5 protein-coding genes are annotated in these 4,282 nt (G+C 57.6%); 3 read left to right on the top strand and 2 right to left on the bottom strand.

The genetic code is table 11. The features are described 5' to 3' along the window. Positions 1–247: 247 nt before the first annotated feature. Both WAO69_RS06900 and WAO69_RS06905 read right to left on the bottom strand, forming a co-directional pair. Positions 248–1,005, bottom strand: a protein-coding gene (locus WAO69_RS06900; RefSeq protein ID WP_422177393.1) for an IS5 family transposase whose coding sequence is annotated in 2 segments (ribosomal slippage) — positions 248–675 and positions 675–1,005 — 759 coding nt in all. Because the reading frame shifts where the segments join, the coding sequence is not laid out codon by codon here. Positions 1,006–1,409: 404 nt separating this feature from the next. Beyond that, positions 1,410–1,838 (bottom strand): Rrf2 family transcriptional regulator, encoded by a 429-nt coding sequence (locus tag WAO69_RS06905; RefSeq protein WP_422177395.1) that lies wholly within the window; start codon positions 1,836–1,838, stop codon positions 1,410–1,412. Between the two features lie 106 nt (positions 1,839–1,944). On the opposite strand from WAO69_RS06905, the gene WAO69_RS06910 reads away from it, so the two are divergent. From WAO69_RS06910 to WAO69_RS06920, 3 genes are all read left to right on the top strand, one after another. Further along, positions 1,945–3,159, top strand: a complete 1,215-nt coding sequence (locus tag WAO69_RS06910; protein ID WP_422177397.1) for a GTP-binding protein — start codon at positions 1,945–1,947, stop codon at positions 3,157–3,159. Beyond that, positions 3,156–3,428 carry a DUF6525 family protein gene (locus tag WAO69_RS06915; RefSeq protein WP_422177399.1) on the top strand — a complete coding sequence of 91 codons (273 nt, stop codon included), beginning with the start codon at positions 3,156–3,158 and terminating at the stop codon, positions 3,426–3,428. The genes WAO69_RS06910 and WAO69_RS06915 overlap by 4 nt, the downstream gene beginning before the upstream one ends. A gap of 212 nt (positions 3,429–3,640) precedes the next feature. Beyond that, on the top strand, positions 3,641–4,282 hold a 642-nt coding region (locus WAO69_RS06920), incomplete at its 3' end, for an ABC transporter substrate-binding protein (RefSeq protein ID WP_422177401.1).

Consider the following 4,282-nt stretch of genomic DNA (forward strand, 5'->3'; position numbering starts at 1 on the left):
GCTCAGGCTGGCCTATCTGGCACCCGAGGTATTGAAACGGCTGGTCTACAAGCGGGAGGTCACGGCCGTAACAGTCAGGCAGCTGACCGAAAGTGCGGCGTTGCCTTGGGGGGAACAGGCAGGCGTGGTGTTTGGGGCACCGAATTAACGCAAACGGCCCTGACCGGACCTTCGCCGCGATGTGCCCAAATGACTGCTTGGCGGACATTCCGACCTTCGGCGTTCCCGCTCGAACTAGGCTCTGGACTCATAACCAAAACAATAATGTTGCCGCGAGGGCGATGGCAGACATGAAGATTACAGGGCATCTGTCGTAACGGGTCGCGACCCTGCGCCAGTCTTTCAACCGTCCAAACATGTTCTCAATCTTGTGACGGCTTCGATAAATCCTGGTGTCGTGTGGGATGATGTCTTTGCGGTTCCGGCGCGATGGAATGCAGGGTTCGATGCTTCTTTCTTTCAAGCCTTCACGGAACCAATCGGCGTCATAGCCGCGATCCGCCAGCATCCAATCCGCAGCAGGTAGTGAGGGTAAAAGTGCCCGTGCGCCGATGTAGTCGCTGACGTTCCCCGCTGTCAGGAATAATTGGATTGGTCGCCCCACCGCATCGGTTACGGCATGGAGTTTCGAGTTCAGGCCACCCTTGGTGCAGCCAATCAGGCGGCCACGCCCCTTTTTTTGAGCCCCATGCTGGAGGCTGTTCGATGGGCCTTCAGATGAGTCGCATCAATCATCAGTGTGTCTGTTGCATCGCCTTGAGCGGCCAATTCGGTCAGGATGCGTGCAAAGACGCCCATGTGAGACCAACGGGCCCACCGGTTGTATAGCGTCTTATGCGGCCCATAATCGGACGGGGCGTCTCGCCAGCGCAAGCCATTACGAATGACATGGATGATGCCGCTGAGAACGCGGCGGTCATCAACACGCGCAACCCCACGTGGCTTTGGCAATATGTGCTTGATGCGGTTCAGACGCTCTTGGTCGAGCCAGAACAGATGCGACATGGGCAATCCTCCTGTCGCTGTTGAATCACGATGCAGCAAAGAATGGAATCGATCATCGAAAAGGCCGCTCAGCGCGGCAAAGCAGTCATCTGACAGAAACGTTCAGATGACCGAGAAGAGCCCATACTGTGAATTTGAATTTCTCGCTGCGTGCGCTCGCAGCGCGAAAAATGCGGCGTGAGCGAAAATCGCCATGCCGTCGCGCGGCGAAAGAAGCGGTCATTGATGTAGCCCGCAGCATGGACAAAGCGGCAATTTTACAAGTCGCGATCTTTCACTGTGGTTGCGAAGAAAGAGCCGCGTCTCCGACATCATCCGAAACGCAGAGGCGAAAATCAGTCTTTCAGTTTGGCTATTGAGAGTGCGAGTCCTGCGCACAATATTGTAGGGACTAAGAGCCGCGCTTAGCCATCACAATAATTGCACGACTTTGGATGAACATCGGTGATTGAGGTCTCGCGGAGCCGTTGGACGAGGCTCTCTTCAATCTCTTCAAGGACTTCCGCAACCCGTGTTTGTAGGCCCGTTTCGACGCTGCAATATGACGGTTCGGGGTCGCTGTCGCCTCCCGCGACAAGTCGCTCATCCAGCGCCAAATAGACATCGGCGAGCGTGATGCTGCCTGCCTGTTTGGCCAAACGCCAACCACCCGCGTGTCCCTTTTCGGATAACAAGAGACCTGCTTCCCGGAGCTTCCCAAGCACACGGCGCACGACAACCGGGTTCGTTCCAGCATGATCGGCAATATCTGCTGATGTCCGCACGCGGTCGGGATCGCCCGCCATATGGCTGAGCGTGTGCAGGGCAAGAGATAGGCGGCTGTTCCGCTTCATGCGCAGGGTTCCTCCACTTTCGTCTCCATACGTAACAATTGCAGTTGCATTCGTCTAGTAACTGCGTAAGTTGCGTGATTGTTGTTGCACGCTTTGGAGAACTGATATGACAGATAACCGACTTCCCGTCACCGTCCTGTCCGGATTTCTAGGCGCGGGGAAAACCACCTTGCTGAACCGCGTGCTCAACAATCGTGAGGGGCGGCGCGTGGCCGTTATTGTCAACGACATGTCTGAAGTGAACATCGACGCGGACCTCGTGCGCGCGGACACCGAACTCAGCCGCACGGATGAAACTTTGGTCGAGATGTCCAACGGCTGCATCTGCTGCACGCTGCGTGACGATCTTCTTGATGAAGTACGCCGTTTGGCGGCGGAAGGACGGTTTGACTATCTTCTGATTGAAAGTACCGGGATTTCCGAGCCATTGCCTGTGGCCGCTACATTCGACTTCCGGGACGAATTTGGCGACAGCCTGTCTGATGTCTCCCGGCTGGACACGATGGTGACGGTTGTTGATGCCGTGAACCTGCTTAACGACTTCTCTAGCCACGATTTCCTGCGCGACCGCGGCGAGGTTATGGGGGACGAGGATGAGCGCACGCTTGTGCATTTGCTGACCGACCAAATGGAATTTGCCGATGTTGTGATCCTGAACAAGGTCGCCGATGCGAGTGAGGCGCAGGTAGATGCCGCCCGCAAGATCATCCGCAGCTTGAACGCAGATGCCGAGATCATCGAAACCAATCATTCTGAGGTTGCGGCGGAGAAGATCCTCGACACCGGGCTGTTCGATTTCGACAAGGCGCATGAGCACCCGATGTGGGCCAAAGAGTTGTATGGGTTTGCCGATCATGTGCCGGAAACCGAAGAATATGGTGTGACGTCTTATGTCTACCGCGCGCGCCAGCCGTTCATCCCTGAAAAGATCTTGGCAGTCCTGAACGGCGATATGCCCGGTGTGATCCGCGCCAAAGGGCATTTCTGGATTGCCACGCGCCCGGAATGGGTGGCCGAGTTCTCGTTGGCGGGGTCGCTAGCGAGCGTCAAACCGATTGGCACCTGGTGGGCGAATGTCCCGCAGGAGCGCTGGCCAGAGCACATCGCTGAAAGCGACTACATTAAAGAACATTGGGCGGAGCCGTGGGGCGACCGCCGCCAAGAGCTGGTCTTCATCGGTGCCGACATCGACTGGTCTGCACTGAAGGCCAAACTTGACACCTGCCTGGTTCCTGCTGTGCTTGCGGCCGGGCCCGAGGCCTTGCCGCTTGACTTGCCAGACCCCTTCCCGGGCTGGCGGCGCGTTGAGGATGCCGCATGACCCGCAATCTTGGCCAAACCAGCCTGCGCCGCAAAAGGCGCGCAGGTGATCCGATGGACGCCTTTGACGAATTGCCTGCTCCGGTGCGCCAATGGGTGGCGCGCGCGGCTTTGCCTTGGTCCCCAACTTCTGTCCGTCGTATTTGGTCGAAATCGCGTTCCAAAGGGTTATCCGACGAAGAAGCGCTGCAAACCCTCTCTCATGCCGAGGCCTGCACTTTGGCCCGCGACCGGCAATCCACCGTTTCTAAACTCAACACCATCACTTGAAGGAAATACCTATGTCGTTTTTCTCGCGGCTCGCCTGTTCTGCGGTACTCGCCCTTAGCACCTCAATCCCGGCCTTAGCCCAAGAGGGCAGCCTTACGATCTCCGTCGGTTTCGGGCCAACCGCCGAGGTGCCGGACCCGCGCGCCAGCTATAACGGCTGGATGTCAAACCAGACCGGCGTGACCGAGACGCTGATGGGGATCGACTATGACATGAACCTCTATCCGCGTTTGGCGGAAGGGATCGAACAGTCATCGCCAACAACCTGGCGTGTGACTTTGCGCGAAGGATTGGCCTTCCATGACGGCAGCCCCGTGACGGCGCAGGCGGTCATTGATGCGATTGCGCCGATCTCGGACGAAGAGCATGCAGGCCACAACGCGCGCGTTGCCAAGCTGCTTGATCTGGCGGGTATGTCTACGGATGGCGACGCCGTGGTCATTTTTGAGACAAACAGTCCGAACGCCGCTTTCCCATGGACTCTCTCTGAGCCCGCAATCGCGATCTTGGGCGCGCCGTCTGAGGCGTTCCCCATCAATGCGACCGGGCCTTTTGTGTTCAAAGAAGCCGTGCCAGAGCAGCTATACCGCGTTGAAGCAAACACCGCCTACTGGCAGGGTACGCCCGGCTTGAAAGAGGTGAGCGTGGTTGCCAATTCAAACCCGTCTAGCGCGGCATTGGCCTTTGAGGCAGGCGAAGTGGATTTGGTGATCAACTACCCTGAAACAGACTTTGACCGCATCAAGCAAACCGGTGCGCAGGGTTTTTCCGCACCGACGGCACGGCTCTACTTTTACACCGTCAACGCAGCAAGCGGCCCTATGGCCAACCCATTGATCCGCCAAGCCGTGTCT

Origin of the sequence: Aestuariivita sp. (genome assembly GCF_049276915.1) — a bacterium.
Classification (GTDB): domain Bacteria; phylum Pseudomonadota; class Alphaproteobacteria; order Rhodobacterales; family Rhodobacteraceae; genus Aestuariivita.